This is a genomic window from Novosphingobium sp. PC22D, assembly GCF_002556635.1.
Lineage (GTDB): Bacteria > Pseudomonadota > Alphaproteobacteria > Sphingomonadales > Sphingomonadaceae > Novosphingobium.
Genome location: NZ_MWMO01000054.1, coordinates 1 through 950 on the forward strand (window position 1 = coordinate 1; position 950 = coordinate 950).

At 61.5% G+C, this 950-nt stretch carries 1 protein-coding gene; it reads left to right on the forward strand.

The annotated features are described in order from the left end of the window. Nucleotides 1–103: 103 nt before the first annotated feature. Nucleotides 104–925: an IS5 family transposase gene (locus tag B2G71_RS23585; protein ID WP_098109096.1), complete on the forward strand. Its 822-nt coding sequence runs from the start codon at nucleotides 104–106 to the stop codon at nucleotides 923–925. Nucleotides 926–950 lie beyond the last annotated feature (25 nt).

Here is a 950-nt window from a genome sequence, read left to right on the forward strand (position 1 = left end):
AGAGCCTGATCTGAAATTAAGTTGAGTGGTATCAGCGGGTTAGCTTGACGGCTGCCCAAGTCGTTGATTCAGCGGTTTTGCTACAAGCCGAAGGATTTCAACGATGTGGACCGACACCACTCGGGCGCAGTATGCCCGCGCAGAACTGACATTGCCAAGTGATTTGACCGATGCCGAATGGGCATTGCTCGAGCCGTTCCTGCCGCCGCCATCGCATGTCGGTCGCCCGCGCAAGTGGCCACTGCGGCGGATTGTCGAGGCGATCTTGTATCTGCTGCGCGGGGGCCTGCCGTGGCGGATGTTGCCGCCGTGCTTCCCGCCGGTCTCGACAGTGCGGCGCTGGTTCTACTTGTGGCGCGACAACCGGCTGTGGCTCTCATTGAACCATGCCCTGCTCTTGATCGGGCGCGAGGCGGTGGGGCGGGAAGCCTCGCCATCCGCCGGGGTGATCGACAGCCAGAGTGTCAAAACCACGGAATCGGGCGGGCCTTGCGGCTATGACGCGGGCAAGAAGATCAAGGGGCGAAAGCGTCATATCCTCACCGACACCGAGGGCAATCTGGTCCACGCCGTGATCCACACCGCCGACATCCAGGACCGTGATGGTGCACCGCTGGTTCTGGCCGAAATCATCCATCGCTTCCCTTGGCTGCGGCATGTCTTCGCCGATGGCGGCTATGCTGGAGACAAGCTCAGGCAGGCGTTGCGCCGGATCGGTAAGTGGACAGTCGAGATCGTCAAACGCTCCGATGTGGCGAAGGGCTTCGAGGTGCTGCCCCGACGCTGGGTCGTCGAGCGAACACTGGCCTGGCTCAATCGAAACCGACGCCTCGCCAAGGACTTCGAGCAGACCGTCGCCTCCGCCACCGCCTGGCTCTTCATCGCCTCGATCCAGCTCTTCGTTCGCCGCACCGCAAGGCCATGAAATTACGCCAGATAATTTTGAATCA

Bases quoted from the DNA above. Each gene is read 5' to 3' on its own strand.
- B2G71_RS23585 (WP_098109096.1), top strand. From the start codon at position 104: ATGTGGACCGACACCACTCGGGCGCAGTATGCCCGCGCAGAACTGACA.